At 71.7% G+C, this 16,711-nt stretch carries 17 protein-coding genes; 11 read left to right on the top strand and 6 right to left on the bottom strand.

Annotation, left to right across the window (positions count from 1 at the left end; all coding sequences use genetic code 11):
- Nucleotides 1-122: 122 nt before the first annotated feature.
- Nucleotides 123-581 carry a cupin domain-containing protein gene (locus SMD11_RS01725; RefSeq protein ID WP_087930231.1) on the top strand — a complete coding sequence of 153 codons (459 nt, stop codon included), beginning with the start codon at nucleotides 123-125 and terminating at the stop codon, nucleotides 579-581.
- Nucleotides 582-633: 52 nt separating this feature from the next.
- Here the strand turns inward: SMD11_RS01725 and SMD11_RS01720 are convergent, their stop codons facing one another.
- On the bottom strand, nucleotides 634-1,248 hold the full coding sequence (locus SMD11_RS01720) for a DUF4291 domain-containing protein (protein ID WP_087924703.1): 615 nt from the start codon (nucleotides 1,246-1,248) through the stop codon (nucleotides 634-636).
- Between the two features lie 318 nt (nucleotides 1,249-1,566).
- Between SMD11_RS01720 and SMD11_RS01715 the strand changes: the two genes are divergently transcribed.
- Nucleotides 1,567-1,983 carry a hypothetical protein gene (locus SMD11_RS01715; RefSeq protein ID WP_087924702.1) on the top strand — a complete coding sequence of 139 codons (417 nt, stop codon included), beginning with the start codon at nucleotides 1,567-1,569 and terminating at the stop codon, nucleotides 1,981-1,983.
- 133 nt (nucleotides 1,984-2,116) lie between these two features.
- Here the strand turns inward: SMD11_RS01715 and SMD11_RS01710 are convergent, their stop codons facing one another.
- Nucleotides 2,117-3,052, bottom strand: a complete 936-nt coding sequence (locus SMD11_RS01710) for a LysR family transcriptional regulator (RefSeq protein ID WP_087924701.1) — start codon at nucleotides 3,050-3,052, stop codon at nucleotides 2,117-2,119.
- Nucleotides 3,053-3,259: 207 nt separating this feature from the next.
- On the opposite strand from SMD11_RS01710, the gene SMD11_RS01705 reads away from it, so the two are divergent.
- Nucleotides 3,260-4,393 carry an FAD-dependent oxidoreductase gene (locus SMD11_RS01705; RefSeq protein WP_087924700.1) on the top strand — a complete coding sequence of 378 codons (1,134 nt, stop codon included), beginning with the start codon at nucleotides 3,260-3,262 and terminating at the stop codon, nucleotides 4,391-4,393.
- An 82-nt stretch (nucleotides 4,394-4,475) separates the two neighbouring features.
- Entirely contained in the window at nucleotides 4,476-5,408 is a 933-nt protein-coding gene (locus SMD11_RS01700; protein ID WP_087924699.1) for a VOC family protein, read from the top strand.
- Nucleotides 5,409-5,497: 89 nt separating this feature from the next.
- Here SMD11_RS01700 and SMD11_RS01695 read toward each other — a convergent pair whose 3' ends face one another.
- Together SMD11_RS01695 and SMD11_RS01690 are read right to left on the bottom strand one after the other, a co-directional pair.
- A complete protein-coding gene (locus SMD11_RS01695; protein ID WP_087924698.1) occupies nucleotides 5,498-6,319 on the bottom strand; it encodes a MerR family transcriptional regulator in 822 nt (273 codons plus the stop codon).
- Nucleotides 6,320-6,463: 144 nt separating this feature from the next.
- On the bottom strand, nucleotides 6,464-7,342 hold the full coding sequence (locus tag SMD11_RS01690; RefSeq protein ID WP_087924697.1) for a YwqG family protein: 879 nt from the start codon (nucleotides 7,340-7,342) through the stop codon (nucleotides 6,464-6,466).
- Between the two features lie 250 nt (nucleotides 7,343-7,592).
- Between SMD11_RS01690 and SMD11_RS01685 the strand changes: the two genes are divergently transcribed.
- Together SMD11_RS01685 and SMD11_RS01680 are read left to right on the top strand one after the other, a co-directional pair.
- Nucleotides 7,593-8,414, top strand: a complete 822-nt coding sequence (locus SMD11_RS01685; protein WP_087924696.1) for an SDR family NAD(P)-dependent oxidoreductase — start codon at nucleotides 7,593-7,595, stop codon at nucleotides 8,412-8,414.
- A 292-nt stretch (nucleotides 8,415-8,706) separates the two neighbouring features.
- On the top strand, nucleotides 8,707-9,141 hold the full coding sequence (locus SMD11_RS01680; protein ID WP_087924695.1) for a VOC family protein: 435 nt from the start codon (nucleotides 8,707-8,709) through the stop codon (nucleotides 9,139-9,141).
- 90 nt (nucleotides 9,142-9,231) lie between these two features.
- On the opposite strand, the gene SMD11_RS01675 is transcribed toward SMD11_RS01680, so the two are convergent.
- Nucleotides 9,232-10,872, bottom strand: coding sequence for a trypsin-like peptidase domain-containing protein (locus SMD11_RS01675; RefSeq protein WP_159395182.1), 1,641 nt, complete (start codon nucleotides 10,870-10,872; stop codon nucleotides 9,232-9,234).
- 601 nt (nucleotides 10,873-11,473) lie between these two features.
- Here SMD11_RS01675 and SMD11_RS01670 point away from each other — a divergent pair.
- On the top strand, nucleotides 11,474-12,583 hold the full coding sequence (locus SMD11_RS01670; protein WP_087924693.1) for an FAD-dependent monooxygenase: 1,110 nt from the start codon (nucleotides 11,474-11,476) through the stop codon (nucleotides 12,581-12,583).
- A gap of 37 nt (nucleotides 12,584-12,620) precedes the next feature.
- Here SMD11_RS01670 and SMD11_RS01665 read toward each other — a convergent pair whose 3' ends face one another.
- On the bottom strand, nucleotides 12,621-13,178 hold the full coding sequence (locus SMD11_RS01665; protein WP_087924692.1) for a hypothetical protein: 558 nt from the start codon (nucleotides 13,176-13,178) through the stop codon (nucleotides 12,621-12,623).
- A 131-nt stretch (nucleotides 13,179-13,309) separates the two neighbouring features.
- Between SMD11_RS01665 and SMD11_RS01660 the strand changes: the two genes are divergently transcribed.
- The 4 genes from SMD11_RS01660 to SMD11_RS01645 all read left to right on the top strand — a co-directional run bounded on the left by SMD11_RS01660 (nucleotide 13,310) and on the right by SMD11_RS01645 (nucleotide 16,706).
- Nucleotides 13,310-13,579, top strand: a complete 270-nt coding sequence (locus SMD11_RS01660; RefSeq protein WP_087924691.1) for a cupredoxin domain-containing protein — start codon at nucleotides 13,310-13,312, stop codon at nucleotides 13,577-13,579.
- Nucleotides 13,580-14,093: 514 nt separating this feature from the next.
- The gene (locus SMD11_RS01650) at nucleotides 14,094-14,657 is read left to right on the top strand and encodes a GNAT family N-acetyltransferase (protein WP_087924689.1); all 564 of its coding nucleotides are present in this window, start codon (nucleotides 14,094-14,096) and stop codon (nucleotides 14,655-14,657) included.
- Between the two features lie 318 nt (nucleotides 14,658-14,975).
- Nucleotides 14,976-15,110, top strand: a complete 135-nt coding sequence (locus SMD11_RS36785; protein WP_267896794.1) for a hypothetical protein — start codon at nucleotides 14,976-14,978, stop codon at nucleotides 15,108-15,110.
- A 150-nt stretch (nucleotides 15,111-15,260) separates the two neighbouring features.
- The gene (locus SMD11_RS01645; RefSeq protein WP_087924688.1) at nucleotides 15,261-16,706 is read left to right on the top strand and encodes a glyceraldehyde-3-phosphate dehydrogenase; all 1,446 of its coding nucleotides are present in this window, start codon (nucleotides 15,261-15,263) and stop codon (nucleotides 16,704-16,706) included.
- The last annotated feature ends 5 nt before the right edge of the window (nucleotides 16,707-16,711 follow it).

Genomic DNA, 16,711 nt, shown 5'->3' with positions numbered 1-16,711 from the left:
GGCCGGTGGCGGGCCGGCACGTCGGGGCCCGGGCACGAGGGGTCCCGGGCCCCGGCGCGAATCGGCCGGATTACTCGCGGGAGAGACGGCGCGGAACGAGAGCCGTGCGCCAGACTTGCGACATGACTGCCGACAACGCGGAGCCATCGGAGCTGGTGGAGACTCTCGGCCTTCGGCCCCATCCTGAGGGCGGGTGGTTCCGGGAGACGTGGAGGACCACGGCGGAGGCGCTTCCCGACGGGTACGACGGGGTGCGGGCCTTCGCCACCGGCATCTATTACCTTCTGCACCCCGGGGAGACCTCGCGGTGGCACCGGGTCCGTTCCGACGAGCTGTGGCTGTGGCACGGCGGCGGGCCGCTCCGGATGCGGCTGGGAGGGGACGGCGGGGCACCGCGCGCGGCGGGCGCCGTCGAGGTGACGGTGGGAGGCGCCGTCGGCAAGGGCGAGCGGCCGCAGTTCCTCGTCCCCGGACGCTGCTGGCAGACGGCCGAACCCGCTGGGCACGAGCCGGTACTGGTGACGTGCGTGGTCGCCCCGGGCTTCGACGACGCGGACTACGAGGAGATTCCGGCGGAGTGACCGCGCGGCCGGCGTCCGCGGCCCGGTGCCGTCGCGCGACCGGGGCGGGCTGTTACGCGCGGGGGCCCGGGGCATCACCCCGGAGGTGGGCGAGGAGTTCGTCCCCGCTCTCGTACGGGCGCTCCTCCGGGAGCAGCCGCCGCGCCGCCGCCAGGTCGCCGGCGGTCACCAGGGAGTGGATCTCGCGGGCGAGCGGGGTGACGTCCGTGATGGACACGGTCCATTCTTCGGCGTAGCGGCGCGACGCCTCGCCGGCGAGGCCGAGCTGGAGGGAGCGGTGGGGCAGCGCCCGCAGGCGCAGGTCGCGCTCGGGGTCCCACTGCACCCTGGCGGGCGCCGACTTGAGGGCGTGCTTCCAGGCGTCGTGGCCGGCGTGCACGGTGCGGTCGTAGTGCGAGAGGCAGGCGTTGCCGAGCGCCCAGTCGAAGCCGGCGCGGTCGATCTCGACGGCCAGCACGCACTCCTGGTCGGCCTTGGTGGCCCAGCCGCAGCGGTACATCATCCACAGGAACGACGGCTTGATCCACGTCATCCGGTCGCGCTTCCAGGCGGCCGGGAAGCGGCCGTCGCGGGCGGCGGGAAGGCCGAGGCGGGGCGAGTACGCCTGGTAGACGGTGATCGTGGTGGGGGTGTGGGTCGCGCGGATACGGCGGTAGGGCTCTTGCATAGGGGCGAGTATCGGCCGTACGGGTGAGTGGGGAAAGCGAATTACACGGGTCGGGGAAAGGGCCCCCGCCGCACCCGGCGTCGGCCGGTTCCGCCGGTCAGGCGATCCGGCCGTGTTCGTCCGCCGGCTGTCGGGAGCTGTCCTCCGGACGGCTCCGGCGGCTCCGCCGAAAGGGTGGATTGCGATGAGCTTGTCGGGCAACAGGCTTTACCTACGGTCGGGCCGCCCCCTGAATCAGAGGTGGAGGACGGTGCACACGGCGGGGGCGCTCCGGTCCCCGCGGGCCCGCCCTCACGACCCCGCCGGGAGGCGACGAGTATGGACGCGCACCACGAGAGCCGAGCCCACCGCCCCACCCTCCTCGACCGCTCCGTCCGCCGCAGACGTTCCGGCGTCCTGCCGGGCGCGCTGGCGCTCGCCGCGGCGGCCGCCCTCCTGGGGACGTACGCCGCGGCCGCACCCGCGTCCGCCGCGCCGGTGCCCGCGGCCGACCTGTGCCCGGCGGGGAACCTCTGTCTCTACGTCGGCGGCATCGGCGTCCCCGAGCCGCTCCAGATCCGCCAGTGCCAGAGCCGGAAGTTCGACCAGCCGTTCCGGGCCAGGAAGGTCGAGAACAACACCCGGGTGAACGCGAGGATTTCGACGGGCGGAGGCGAAACCGTCATGGTGCAGCCCGGCCAGGCGGTGAACTTCGCGCCGGACCTGCGGGTCGCCTCGGCGGGGACGCCCTGCTGAGACCGGTCGCCGAAGGCAGGGAAGAGGCCGGGACACTTCCGTGCGCGTGAAGGGCGCCGGCGTCGGCCGCGGTGACCGGCCGGCGCCGGCGGACGACCGGGCCTCACCAGGGCGTGCACCCCGGACGAACAGGTCAACGCGCCCGGCCACGAGGCGTGTCCGCCGTGCCGGCGACCTGCGCCCCGACACGGGCGACGAGATCCCGCAGCCAGATGTGCGCCGCGTCCCGCGTGTGCACGGGGTGCCACCACATCGCCTCCCGGAGCGGCACCGCCTCGAAGGGGCACGGCAGCACCCGTACGGCGGCCAGGCCGGCCACGCGCCGGGCCAGCCGTTCCTGGAGCATCGCGACCCGGCGGGTGCCCTCCACCAGATAGGGCAGCAGCTGGAAGTACTCGGCGGACACCTCCACCCGGGGACTGACGCCGATCATGCTGAGCTGGCGGGCCGCGGGCGCGTCGTACGGGCGCTTGTAGACGGCCCAGGGCAGGCGGGCCAGGTCGTCGAGGGTGAGTTCGTCGCCCACGTCGGGGTGGTCGTCGGCGACGACGCACACCCAGCGGTCCTGGAGCAGCTCCACGGAGGGGAATCCGTCGATGATGCCGTGCGGCATCACCAGGCCGTCGACGGTGCTCAGCGCGGTGGCGGGGTTCTCGACGACGGCCGGACCGCACTGCTGGAAGGTGACGCGGATGCCCGGTGCCTCCTCGTGCAGGACGCGGGAGAGCGCGGCGCCGAAGACGGCCGCGCCGTAGTCGGAGCCGAGGAAGGTGAACTCGCGGCTCTCGGCGGCCGGGTCGAACGCGGCCTGGCTGGTGAAGACCCGGTCCAGCAGGTCGCAGGCGGTGGCGCTGCGGTCGCGCAGGACGACACCGAGCGGCGTGAGCACGTAGGTGTTCCCGACGCGGGTGAGCAGTTCGTCGCCGAAGTGCCGCCGCAGCCGGGACAGCGCGGCGCTCATCGCGGGCTGGCTCAGGCCCACACGCTCACCGGCCCTGGTGACGTTGCGTTCGTCGAGCAGCGCGCGCAGGGCGACGACGAGGTTGAGGTCGAGCCGGGAGAGGTTCACCGGGGAGCACCTGCCCTTCCTGCGGATATCCACGGCATGGATCTCCACCATAGAGAAGATTGATTTCCCGGATCACACGGGGGAGGCGAGAGTGGTCCCGAGACCCCGGTAGAGGAAACCTCACCGCGGGGCGACCGCCCACCACGGGAGCCGTCGCCGGCTCTCCGGCCGGCCCGACAGCCGTGACGTAGCCAGGAGGCACCTGACATGACCGAAACCCGCCGCACCGTCCTCGTCATAGGCGGCGGCACCTCCGGCTGCGTACTCGCCGTACTGCTCCGCGGAGCCGGCATCACCGTCGAACTCGTCGAAGCCCGGGCCGACTGGAACGCCACCGCAGGTTCCGGCATCACGCTCCAGGGCAACGCCTTGCGCGTCATGCGGGAGGCCGGCCTCTGGGAGCGGGTGCGCGAGCACGGCCACAGCGTCGACGGTGTCACCGTCACCGACCCGGACGGCACCGAGGTCTTCACCCGGCGGGACCTGCGCACCGGCGGCGACGACCTCCCGGCCGGCCTCGGACTGGGGCGCCCCGCGCTCCAGAGGATCCTCATCGAGGCCGTACGCGCGTCGGGCACCCGGGTCGGGCTCGGCCGCACCGTCGCCGGGCAGACACAGGACGCGACGGGCGTCGACGTCTCCTTCACCGACGGCACGACGGGCCGCTACGACCTCGTGGTCGCGGCCGACGGCCTGAACTCCCGTACCCGCGAGCTCATCGGCATCAGCGACAAGCCCGCGCCCACCGGCCTGGCGGTCTGGCGGACCTCCGTGCCGCGCCCGGCGGACGTCGACCGTACGCACCTCGCCTTCGGCGGCCCCGCCTGCATCGCGGGGTTCTCCCCGACCAGTGACACCACGATGTACGCCTATCTGGTCGAGCCGAGCCGCGACCGCGCGGCCGTCGACCCCGCTTCGTACGCCGACGAGGTGCGCCGCCTCGCCGCGGGCTACGGCGGCCACTGGGAGGGGATACGCGCGTCGGTCACCGACCCGGCACAGGTCAACTACACCTGGTGCGACAGGCACCTGGTGGAGGGCGCCTGGCACCGCGGCCGTGTCGTGCTCGTCGGGGACGCCGCCCACGCCTGTCCGCCGACCCTCGCGCAGGGCGCGGCCATGTCCCTGGAGGACGCCGCCGTCCTGGCCGAACTGCTGGGCACGCACGACGCCTGGGACGACGACCTGCTGACCGCCTACCGCGACCGCCGCATGCCGCGCGTGCGCATGGTCGTCGACGCCTCCGTGCGGATCGGCCAGTGGCAGCTCGACGGGGCGCGCGACGCCGACGTGTCCGGTCTCATGGGCCGCACCATGACCGCCCTGACGGAACTCCCGTAGTCATCGGCGTCCGGCCGGACCGCCGCCGGCTTCCACGCCGTACGCGGCACCGGCGCGACAGCTCTCCTCCGGAAGGAACGACATGCGTCTGCTCACCCACTTACGGCACGTCGACCTCGCCGTGCCCGACCACGACAAGCAACTCGACTTCTACGCCGGCGTCTGGGGCCTGACCAAGGTCGCCGGGGACTCCGGCATCTCCTTCCTGGCCGCCGAAGGCTCCCCCGAGCAGTACGTCGTACGGCTGCGCGCAGCCGCCGAGAAGCGTCTCGACCTGATCTCGTACGGCGCCGCGACCCCCGCCGACGTCGACACCCTCGCCGAACGGCTGCTCGCCGGCGGCGTTCCTCTGATCTCCCGGCCGGGGAAGGCCGACACCCCCGGCGGCGGCTACGCCTTCCGCTTCTTCGACGTCGACGGCCGCACCATCGAGGTCTCCGCCGACGTGGCCGCCCGGCGGCACCGGCGGATCGAGGAGAGGGAGGCGATTCCGGTCCGGCTCTCGCACGTCGTCCTCAACTCCACCGACCCGGGTCGGACAAGGCGGTGGTACGAGCGGCACCTGGGCTTCGCGCTGTCCGACACGCTCCGCTCCCCGCACCTGGGCGAGATCATGCACTTCATGCGCATCAGCGGCCAGCACCACTCCATGGGCTTCGCCCGGGGGCCGCACACCTCGCTCCACCACGTCTCCTTCGAGATGCGCGGCCTGGACGAGTGCATGCGCGGCTCCGGGCGGGTGATGCGCGCCGGGTTCCGCAAGATCTGGGGCCCCGGCCGGCACCTCGCGGGCGACAACGCCTTCACCTATTTCCACGACCCGCACGGCAACGTCGTCGAGTACACCACCGAGATGGAGGAGCTCGACGAGGACACCTGGCACCCGCACGTCTACGACGTGTCGAAGCCCGAGGTCACCGACCAGTGGGGCACCGCCGGCGTCCTGAACGAACTGGTCGCCGAGGAGTCGTTCAACGACGTCGACCCCGGCGTCTTCGTCGCCCCGCCGGTCTGACGTCCCCCGAGCCCCGGGCGGGAAGCTCGCGAACCCCCGGCCGGGCAGCCGCGGATCGGACCGTCACCGCGGACTGCCCGGCCGTAGCGTCAGGGCTTGGTCACCGGCACCTGGAGTTCGGTCACCCAGTCGTCGCGGTCGGCCGGGCACTCCAGGCTGATCTCCCGGGGGTATCCCATCGACCGGTACCCGTTCTCGTCGGTCCACAGAGCCAGGGCCTGGGCCGTGGGCAGCACTGTGTCCATCGAGCCGCGGTGCACGATGGTCGCCGCCTGCTCGACGGGCGGCAGGTCGAGCACCCGGAAGGCACCGTCCTGGAGCGGGGCCGCGACCTGGACGCCGGCGTGGACGCTGATCCTCCCGGCGCCCTCCGGGGAGTCCTCGTAATAGGCGACACCGGGACCCGTGGGCGTGACGCCCGCCGCGTCCAGGCGCCGGAACAGCTCGTCGTAGAGCGGCCCGATGACCGGGCCGATGTCCTCGGGCCCGAAGCTCGCGGCTGTCGAGGTCAGCTCCGCCACCCGGATCGCCGGGACGCTCTTGATGACGACATCATTCGTGGGCATGTGCCCCTCGCTCTCGATCGACCGGAGCCTCGCCTCGACCTGGACCAGCCGCGCCGCCCCCGCCGCCATGGCGGCCTCCAGTTCGGCCCGCCGCAGCCGCAGCATGGCGCGCAGTTCCTCGGTGGTGACCTTCTCGTCCAGGATCCGCCGGACCTGCTGGAGGGTCAGACCGAGGTTCTTCAGCGCGATGACGCGGTTGAGGCGGGCGAGCTGGGCGGCCGAGTAGTACCGGTAGCCCGTGACGGGGTCGACATGGGCCGGGCGCAGCAGTCCGGTGGCGTCGTAGTGACGCAGCATGCGGACCGATACGCGGCCGTGCCGGGCGAAGTCTCCGATGGTGAACATGATGTCTCCGAGTTCAGCGCCTGACACGGTGTGAGGGTCAACAACCGTCTCCGCCCGGATCGCGTCCAGGAACCGTCGAGAGCGCTCACAAGGCCGCGGATCCGGTCGCGTGCGTACGTACGGCCCGGTGGCCGGACCCTCGGATCAGCAGCACTGCCAGGTGAACATGGCCGCCTCGAAGCGGCGTGCGGCGAGGTCCTCCGGGCGTATGAGCCAGTACAGCGCGCCGCAGTCGCCCCACATCATGTCGGCGTCGTCGTCGCTGTCGAACTGGGCCAGCAGCGTCCAGCCGCGGGCCTCCTCGTCCAGGCGGGGGTCGTCCCAGGCCGTACCGCTGCCGAGGACGCCGTGGGCGACCTCCGCCTCGACCGGGTTCTGCACGGGGTCGGCGTGCCCGCCGATGCGGTGGCCGGCGCCCTCGTCCGCCTCCGCGAGGGCGTCCAGGAACTCCTCCCCGTACACCGGGTGGTCACGGTGGCCCGTGTGGGCGAAGGCCGCCTCGATCAGGGGGTGGTACGGGTCGGGCGCGGTCTCCTCCACCCGGGCGGTGAGCGGCACCACGGGGTAGGGGTCGAGCTCCGGCGGCGTGGTCCGCTCGGCGGTGGGCGTACCCGCCGGGGTGTAGAGCACGCGTGCTCCGGCCCAGCTCTCCCGGTCGTCGGGGAGGACCAGGGCGTCGCCGTCGTCGATCTGGCCGTCGAAGTAGAAGAACGAGAGCGTGCCGTCGGTGGGCAGGGGGATGTCCAGGGCGTCGGAAGGCAGCGCGGCGCAGTCCACGGCCGCGACGAAGGACAGCGGGCCGTTCCCCTCCCACGTCGGCCACCGGACGTCGGCCGGGAGTTCCGGCGCCCCGCCCAGCCGCCCCACGACCGCCTCCGAGCCCTTCGCCGCGGTCAGCCCCACGCCCGGCCGCAGCAGGCCGATCCAGCGCTCGGCCATCTCGGCGGGGAGGTGCTCGCGGGCGAGGGCGCGCAGGGAAGTGGTGGCGGGGCCGGCGGCCTCGGAGTGTGTCGTCTCGTTCATGGCTTGATCATGCACGTCCCCACTGACAATCCCCGTCCGCCGGGTCCGCCGCGCCTATATTCGTCAGGGCTCACGGGCGGGTGACCCGCCGTGGAAGGTGAACTGGCGCCCCGTCACCGGACGGGCCCGGTTCGCGGTGCCGACCGGCCGCGCTTCGTCCGGTTGTCATCGGGAGGACCGGGGGCCTGGTGAGCGGGTCCGCGCAGTGGATGTAGTGTGCATGTGGTCGACGTTCGGGGAGGGTGTGACTGTGACGGATCAGCGTGTGGTGATCGTGACGGGTGGGGGTACCGGCATCGGTGCCGCCACGGCCCGGCTGCTGCGTGCGGCGGGACATCAGGTGGTCGTCTCGGGGCGCCGGCCCGAACCGCTGGAGCGGTTGGCCGAGGAGACCGGGGCGCTGGCCCACCCCTCCGACGCCGGCGACCCCGACGCCGTCCAGGAACTCGTCGACGCCACCCTCGCCGCCTACGGCCGCATCGACGGCCTGGTGCTGAACGCCGGGATCGCCCGCCCCGGCACGGTCGGTGACCTGGCGCTCGAGGACTGGGAGACGGTGATGCGGACCAACGTCACCGGCCCGTTCCTGCTCCAGCGCGCCGCGCTGCCGCACCTCTTGGAGTCCCGTGGCTCCGTCGTCGCCGTCGCCTCCGTCTCGGCGCTGCGCAACGGCCCGGCGAACGCCGCCTACGCCACCTCCAAGGCGGCGCTGCTCCAGCTGTGCCGCTCCCTGGCGGTGGACTACGGGTCCCAGGGCCTGCGCGCCAACATCGTGTGCCCGAGCTGGGTCCGCACGGACATGGCCGAGGGGCGGATGGAGCGCTTCGCCCGTGAGGCGGGGCTGGGGGAGGGCGGTGCCGACGCCGCGTACGAGGCGGCCACCCGCCTGCTCCCGGCCGGGCGTCCCGGCCGGCCCGAGGAGGTGGCCGAGGCGATCGCGTGGCTGCTGTCCCCGGCGGCCTCGTTCGTCAACGGCGCGACGCTCACCGTGGACGGCGGCGTGACGGCGGTGGACCCGGGCATGGCCGCGTTCACCTTCCGCGTCGAGCCCCGGGAGCCGGCGGAAGGCTGACCCGCCTCCCGCCCACCGCTCCACCCCTTGTCTCCCGTTCCCAGGTGCGCCCACCCCTCGCGGCCCTTGGGAACGGGCGGTTCCGTCGCGGTCCTGACCCCCTCCTGGCCGCCTCGGGACCTTCCCCCGTGCCAGGAGCGGCTCTTCCCCTGGAGCCTCCTCCTGGCCGGGGGCCCTGTTCGTCCGGTCCACCCGTCCTCGTCGCCCGCGCCGCAGGCCTCGGTCGCGGCCTCCGGGCACGACCGGACGCGGCTTCCTGGGCGCCCCGGTGACCGCTGAGTAGGGTCTGGTCATGGCATACACATTTCAGGTGACGATCGATTCGGCCGACCCGCACACCCTCGCCGACTGGTGGGCCGACGCGCTCGGCTGGGAGGTCGAGCCGAGCGACGAGGCGTTCATCCGCCGGATGGTCGACGAGGGCCACGCGAGCGAGGACGACACCACCACCCACCACGGCACCCTGGTGTGGAAGGCCGGCGCGGCGGTCCGCCACCCGGAAGGGCTGGAACGCGCGCCGCGTGTCCTCTTCCAGCTGGTGCCGGAGCCCAAGACCGTCAAGAACCGGGTCCACCTGGACGTGCGTGCCGGCTCCGACGACCCCCGGGCCGTGGTCGAACGGCTGATCGCCAAGGGCGCCACCCACCTGCACGAGGGCAGGCAAGGGCCCTACACCTGGACCACGCTCGCCGACCCGGAGGGCAACGAACTCTGCGTGTCGCAATGAGCCGGGGTACCAGGGAGGCGTGACACGCGTCGTGCCGGCCGCGCCCGGAAGGGCGCGGCCGGCGAAGGCGTGCGGGCGTCGGCGGGGTCGTCAGCGGGACTGCGAACCCCCCTGGGCCCGCGCGCCCTGCGGTGAAAGGGCGAATGCGGCGGGCGGAGTGGCGTTGCCGGCGTTGTCGTAGCCGATGGCGCAGTACGTCCACGGGCCCTCGGCGGCCTTCAGGGACGCGGGGATGCCCAGGTGATCGCGGTAGCCCGCGGTGTCCGCGCAGTCGGTCGTGGCGCGCGGGCCGTACTTCACCTTGTACCCGGTGATCTCCCACGGCGCGTACACCGGGTAGACCCAGTACGAGGCGTCCTCGCCCTCGCCGAAGAGCTGGCTGTCGATCGTCGGGGCGACGGTGGGCGCGGTGTTGTCGACGCGGGCGTAGGCGTACGCCGGGTGGGCGAGGGAGGCCGCCCAGGCGGTGCCCTTGAGCGTGCTGTCAGGGCCTGCGGCCACGCACAGGACGTAGAGGTTGTCCTTCGCCGGCAGGACCTCCTTGTGGTCCACGCCCGCCTCGGTCAGCCGCCGGGGCTTGCCGTAGCCCTCGGGCCTGGTGCAGTCGACGGCGCCGAAGGGCCCGCTCTTGAAGGCGACGTGGGTCTGGCGCCCGGCCGTTCCGGGAGTGACGTGCGCGTCCCAGCGGGCGGGCCCGGCGGGAGTCCCGCTCCGGGTGTACAGGCCGCCGCCGGTGACCTTCGCCTGTTCGCCGCGGTCCAGGCGGCAGCCCTTCTTCCGCAACTGGAGCCCCTTCGCGTCGAGGCAGGACGCGACGGTGTCGACGGGCGTGACGTAGGCCGCGTCGTCCTCGGGCACGATCAGGCCGTTGTCGCCGCCCTCGCAGGGGCGGCCGGGGCCGCAGCCCAGATAGCCGGGGGTGGCGATGGTGTTGAGCATCCCGACGAGCCGGCCCGGGTCCGCGGCGGTGGTGACGGCGCCGCCGGACGAGCCGCCGCTGATGCCGAGGCAGTCGGTGCGGGTGGCGCCCTTCCACAGCCAGGTGTTCTCGTGCAGGGCGACGCCCGAGGCCGTGGCCTCGCACTTCGACAGGCGCAGGAACCGCTGGTCGGGCTCGACACCGTCGGTCGGGGCGTGGGCGGCGCGCAGGGCGGTACCGGGCGCGGGGCGGTCGGTCGCGAGCGTCCGCGGGGTCACGTCCAGCGCGGCGAGGTCCGCGTAGGTGGCCGAGAGCCGGAGGACCGAGACGTCGACGTCCTTCATCGTCGCGTAGACGACGCGTTCGACGGAGAACTTCTTGTGCTCCACGACGTTGTCGTGGAAGTAGGCCGGGGTGTAGCTCCAGTCGGCCGGCGCGGGCTTGTCGACGACGACGTCGTTGGTTCCCATGGCGTCGTCGGCGCAGTGGCCGTTGCTCAGGACGAGGGCCTTGGCGCCGGGGTCCGGCTTGCCGGTCGCGTGGACGAGCGTGGCGGTGCAGGTCGTGCCGCCACCGCCGACCAGGCGCCCGGAGGCCCGGAACCGCTTCCCGTCGGGGGAGCCGGCGTCGAGCAGCGGTGCGGGCTCCGCGACGGCCGCGGAGCCCGCGGCGGGCGCGATCAAGGAGCCTGCCGGGTGCGGCGGTTGTACCGCCTGCGCCGGAGCGGCTCCCCATATCAGCCCCGTGGCGACGCACCCGGACGCGCACGCCGCCAGCGTGGTGCGTAACCGGGTCCGGACGGCACTGTTCACAGCGCATCCCTCCATTTCGGTGAATTCATGGGTGTGCACACGTGGTTCACGGTGCGGCACGCCCCGACCTTGGCAGAGTCCCGGAGGGGCGGCGAGACTGCCGATCTTGTTCCGGACGATCACATTCAGTGACGGGTGAGGGGTGGGGGTGCGGTGGGGCCGTGGTCGTGCGGGTGACGGGTGACGCTGCGTCGTGCGAGGCCTGGGCCGGGACTCGGGACTCGCAAGGGAGCTTGCGCCGGGGCCTTCAATATCGTCCTGAAACAGCCCCTGTGCCTATGAGACCGAGGGGAAATGGTGTCGAAGTTGCCGGATTGGGTGGGTGGTGCTGTGGGGTGGGGTTGTCGTCGGGCGCGGCGGTGCGGTCGCCCGGCTGCTTGTCGGGAAAGCGGCAGACGTTTCCCACTTTGTTAAGAGGATTGGTCCTTAAGGTGCTGAAGGAGCGGGCGCGAGGATGTATGCCGGTCGGCGGGGTATGCAGCCACTCCGCTGACGGCGTGGACCCGCCGGCCACCGCCCGGGCGCGGCACCGCAGACCGCCCTGGACGGGCCGCGCGCGACTCGTACGTCCACACGCGCGCACCAGAACGTGGGAGACACCATGAAGACCGTGCTCATCTCCGGCGCCAGCGTCGCCGGTCTCACCACCGCCTACTGGCTGCGGAGCAAGGGGTACGCGCCGACCGTGGTCGAGCGTGCTCCGGCGCTGCGCCCGGGTGGGCAGGCGCTCGATGTCCGGGGCGTCGCGCTCGGCGTCCTCGACAGGATGGGGCTGCTGGAGGAGGCCCGGAGCGTGCGCACCCGGATGCGCGGCATGACGATGCTCGACGCCGAGGGCAACGAGCTCTGGCGCTCCACCGAGATGACCCTCAGCAGCGGCCGGCTCGACAACGACGACATCGAGCTGCTCCGCGACGACCTCGTCCGGCTGCTGCACGGGCGGGCCGGTGACGGCGTCGAGTACGTCTTCGGCGACTCCCTCAGCGCCTTGACGCAGGACGAGGACGGCGTCCACGCCGAATTCGAGCAGGGCGGGCCCCGGACGTTCGACCTCGTCGTCGGAGCGGACGGCCTGCACTCCAAGGTGCGGCAGCTGGCCTTCGGCGCGGAGCGGCAGTTCGTCCACTACCTGGGCCGTCACCTCGCGGTCTTCAGTGCCGAGAACTTCCTGGGCCTGGACAACTGGCAGGTGTGGATGCGGGACGAGACCGCGCGCTACTGCCTCTACCCGGCCCGCGACAACACCGAGATGCGCGCCACCCTGGGCTTCGCCTCGGGGCCCCTCGACTACGACCACCGCGACCTGGACCACCAGAAGTCCCTCATCGCCGAGCATCTGTCCCACCTGCGCTGGGAGACCCCGAAGCTGCTGGCCGCCATGCGGACGGCACCGGACTTCTACTTCGACGCGATGGCCCAGGTCCGCATGCGCGGCTGGTCCGCCGGCCGGGCCGTGCTGGTCGGGGACGCGGGTTACTGCCCCTCACCGATGTCCGGCCAGGGCACCAGCCTGGCGATGGTCGGCGCCTATGTGCTGGCCGACGAACTCGGCAGGGCGGAAGACGACCACCGCGCCGCACTCGCCCGCTACGAGACACGCATGCGCCCCTACGCGGCGCTCAATCAGGCGCTCGCGACGGAGAACCGTGGTGGACCGGCCCCGGAGGAGTCCCTGGACCGCGCCAAGAACGCGATCGCGCTCGACGCGTGACGGGGGTACGGACGGGCAGCCGGGGCCCGTCCGGAGCTCATCCGCCCTGCCGGCGCGACCTGCGCCACTCCACTTCCTCGGGCGTCGTCGGGGCGCTGATGCTGTACACATCACCGATCCGCAGATCGTCCGGCGTGAGGAACTCCTCGTGGGCGCTGAGGACGCTGATCGACACCAGCGAATCGGGCTGCCAGAACGTGCGGTAGTTCGGCGCGTTCGACGGGTCCGGGATCTCCAGCAGGGGCGTGCCGCGCCGCTCCAGGAGCCTTCGCAGCTTCTCGTGGCGCAGCCTGCGGTCGAAGCGTCCGTAGCGGTCCCGGACCGACCGGTTGACGGTCTTCCCTCCGCCGCCCGCCAGCCGGTGCACCTGAAGGGTGAAGTGGTGGCCCGACCACTGGTCGTCGGCGGACGCACGGCTCCAGAAGAACTCGACCAGGCCGTAATCGCGCCACATGCCGTGCACGTCGAAGGAATTCTCGGCGAAGTCCGGGCCCAGGGCCTCGGCGACCTGGTCGGGGGTGTCCGTCGGCTTCGCGCCGAGAACGGTGCCGGTGGCCACGACGTCCATGTAGAACGCGAGGGAATAGGGGGTCAAGTGCGATTCCTTGAGCGAGGAAAACCATGCGTGGATCAGTAGCGACGGTGCACGCTACATGAGCCTCGGGCGGCCACCAAGCGGGTTACGGCGGGGCATTACGGGTTCCCCCACGGGCGCCCCGGCAGTGGATGGTCGCCTTCCGGCGCGCCGCCGAGGTCATCGTGGTGATCGAGGGTTTCAAGTTCGTTCCCCAGTCCGTGACGATCCGGCCCGGGGACACGGTCCGGTGGACCAACAACGACAGCGCCACGCACACTTCGACCTCGGACACGGGTCTGTGGAATTCCCCGCACCTCACCCCCGGCACCAGCTTCCGCCACACATTCCCGAGCGCCGGGACCTTCGGGTACCACTGCGCTGTTCACCCTTCGATGACCGGCAGCGTCACGGTGCGGTAGCCATGGCGTAAGGACCGCCGTCGTAAGGCAGGTCGAGCCGGCGCGGCGTTCCCGGAACTTCAGGTGTCCAGCCCTCCGCGCGAGCGGCCCGGATGGTGTCCGCGACTTCGGAGGGGAGTACGGGCGAGGTGGGTTCGCCTGTCCAGTTACCGGGATGCGGTCGGTCCGTACCGACCACGAGCGTGGTGCCCGGGGATTCGGCGTGCTCGACTGCGTAGGTCAAGGGCGACCAGCACATCCCCTGGTCGTAGGTCGGCCTCCCCCGTACCTTCCATCGGTAGGTGACGCCATCGACCACGATGAGTCGTGAGCCCTTCCGGGGCAATGCCATGACCGGCTCCCTTCCGCCCTGAAAGGATAAGGAACACCTGACGCCCGGGCGTCGGATTTTTCCTGCCCGGTGAGCCGGATCCGGCGAAACGGCGATACACCCGGCCGGCGGCGCGCAAGGGAACAGGCGTCGCCGCGGCGGAGTTGTCCCCTGCGTTACGTGTACCGCCATGTAAGGAGCAGGATGTTCGCCATATCGCTGGGTGACGACGGTGCCGAGCTGCGGCCGCTGGAGCCGTGGAACGCCGGGGAGTACCTCGCCCACATCGACCGTTCCCGGGAGTACATCGGCCGTTTCATCGGGCTCGCGGACCGTGCCACCGACCTGGCGTCGGCGACCGGATTCCTTCAGGCGTACGCGGAGAAGCAGGCCACCGACACCGGGCGGATATACGGCATCTGGGTGGAGGGCACGCTCGTCGGAGGAGTCCTCTTCCGTTCCTTCGACGTCGCGCAGGGGAACTGCGAGGTCGGTTGCTGGCTGGAGGAGCCGGCCGTCGGGCGGGGGCTGATCAGCCGTGCGATGCGGGTGCTCATCGACTGGGCGGTGGACGAGCGCGGGATGCACCGTGTGACGTGGGAGGCCTCGTCCGCCAACACCGCGAGCATCAACGTCGCCAAGCGGCTCGGCATGGAGCGGGAGGCCGTGCACCGGGAGAGTTCCCTGCACCGAGGCGTACGCCACGACGCGGAGATCTGGTCGGTCCTGGCTCCTGAGTGGGTCAAGCAGAGGGAAGCGGCTCAGTGATTCCCGTGGACATGAAGGCCACCGCACCGATCACTTAGAGGCACCCTGGGCCGGCGGCGGCGAACCCCACCGCCGTCGGCCTCGGGCGGTTACCGCTCGGACAGGGATTCCGACATACCTGACCACGCTCCGTTACCGGATCGGACCGGTTCCGCAGAGCGACTCGAAGCCTGGCGGTCAGGGACTGAGCGGCCTGAAGGGGGGCCTCCCCCCCGTAGCCGTCATGCTCGCCATCGGGACGATCTTCGGCAGCGTCCACCTCGCCGCCCTTCCACGCACCGCGGCCCATGGCTTTCCGGCAGCACCAGCGGCGGCGTCATGCCCGCCCCCTACCCGCCCGGCCGGCCGCGCCCGCTCGCGGACGTCCTGGCCGTCTGGATCATCGCCTGCGGTGGCCTGCTGTACGTGCGGGACGCGCGCGGGGCCCGGGGGTGGAGCGTCTCGGTGTCCTGACCCGCCGGAGCGGCCGCGTCGCGGAGGCCCGGCCGTGCGGGCCGTATCCGCCCAGGTGGCACCCCCCGACCGGCCGGAACGACATGGGGTTAGCATATGAGCGCCAGCTAGCTCGAAAGATAAGCGCCGCCTAGCTCGAAAGATAAACCTGTGACTGTCAATGACGACTCGTTCACGAACTGGAAGAACCGCGAGGAGATCGCGGAGTCGATGATCCCGATAGTCGGGAAGCTGCACCGGGAGCGGGACGTCACGATCCTGCTGCACAGCCGCTCCCTGGTGAACAAGTCGGTGGTCAGCATCCTCAAGACCCACCGGTTCGCCCGCCAGATCGCCGGTGAGGAGCTCTCGGTCACCGAGACGCTGCCCTTCCTCCAGGCCCTCACCACTCTCGATCTCGGTCCTTCGCAGATCGACATCGGCATGCTGGCCGCGACGTACAAGGCCGACGACCGCGGTCTCTCGGTGGAGGAGTTCACCGCCGAGTCCGTCGCCGGCGCCACGGGCGCCAACAAGATCGAGTGCCGTGAGCCGCGCGACGTCGTCCTCTACGGTTTCGGCCGCATCGGCCGCCTCGTCGCCCGCCTGCTGATCGAGAAGTCCGGCTCCGGCAACGGTCTGCGCCTGCGCGCCATCGTGGTCCGTCAGGGCGGCGACCAGGACATCGTCAAGCGCGCCTCCCTGCTGCGCCGCGACTCCATCCACGGCCAGTTCCAGGGCACGATCACGGTCGACGAGGCGGACAGCACGATCACCGCCAACGGCAACGAGATCAAGGTGATCTACGCCAACGACCCGTCCGAGGTCGACTACACGGCGTACGGCATCAAGAACGCCATCCTCATCGACAACACCGGCAAGTGGCGCGACCGCGCCGGTCTGTCGAAGCACCTGCGCCCCGGTATCGACAAGGTCGTCCTTACCGCCCCGGGCAAGGGCGACGTCCCCAACATCGTGCACGGCGTCAACCACGACACGATCAAGCCGGACGAGCAGATCCTGTCCTGCGCGTCCTGCACCACCAACGCGATCGTCCCGCCGCTGAAGGCGATGGCGGACGAGTACGGTGTGCTCCGCGGCCACGTGGAGACCGTCCACTCGTTCACCAACGACCAGAACCTGCTGGACAACTACCACAGCTCGGACCGCCGTGGGCGCTCGGCGCCGCTCAACATGGTCATCACCGAGACCGGTGCCGCCTCCGCCGTCGCCAAGGCGCTGCCCGACCTGAAGGCGCCGATCACCGGCAGCTCGATCCGGGTGCCGGTGCCGGACGTCTCGATCGCGATCCTGAGCCTGCGGCTCGGGCGCGAGACCGACCGCGAGGAGGTCCTCGACTACCTCCGCAACGTGTCGCTGACCTCGCCGCTCAAGCGCCAGATCGACTTCACCACCGCTCCCGACGCGGTGTCGAGCGACTTCATCGGCTCGCGCCACGCCTCGATCGTCGACGCCGGCGCCACCAAGGTCGACGGCGACAACGCCATCCTGTACCTCTGGTACGACAACGAGTTCGGCTACTCCTGCCAGGTCATCCGCGTCGTCCAGCACGTCTCCGGGGTGGAGTACCCGACCTACCCGGCCCCGGTGGCCTGACCCCT

Origin of the sequence: Streptomyces albireticuli, from assembly GCF_002192455.1 — a bacterium.
Taxonomy (GTDB): domain Bacteria; phylum Actinomycetota; class Actinomycetes; order Streptomycetales; family Streptomycetaceae; genus Streptomyces; species Streptomyces albireticuli_B.
This window is presented reverse-complemented; position numbering and strand designations above follow the sequence as displayed.